This is a genomic window from Magnetospirillum sp. SS-4, assembly GCF_902729425.1.
In the GTDB taxonomy this organism is placed as follows: domain Bacteria; phylum Pseudomonadota; class Alphaproteobacteria; order Rhodospirillales; family Magnetospirillaceae; genus Phaeospirillum.
Window position 1 is genome coordinate 1 of the sequence record NZ_CACVCH010000041.1, and the last position, 203, is coordinate 203.

1 protein-coding gene is annotated in these 203 nt (G+C 66.5%); it reads left to right on the forward strand.

The genetic code is table 11. The features are described from left to right. A partial coding sequence (locus tag MTBSS4_RS05215) for a transposase (protein WP_173982341.1) occupies positions 1-203 on the forward strand: 203 nt, incomplete at both ends.

Below are 203 nucleotides of genomic sequence, written 5' to 3' on the forward strand. Positions count from 1 at the left end.
TTCGCCACCCAGAAGACCCTGCTCGACGCCGCCGCCCCGTGGCTGCCGCCGGATGCCAAGGTCATCCTGATGGCCGACCGGTTCTATGGCACCCCGGACCTGATCGGCTGGTGCAAAAGCCGGGGCTGGGATTATCGGCTCCGCCTCAAAGGGAACCTGACGGCCTATCGCGGCGGCAAGAAGGTGACGATGGCCGGTTTGGC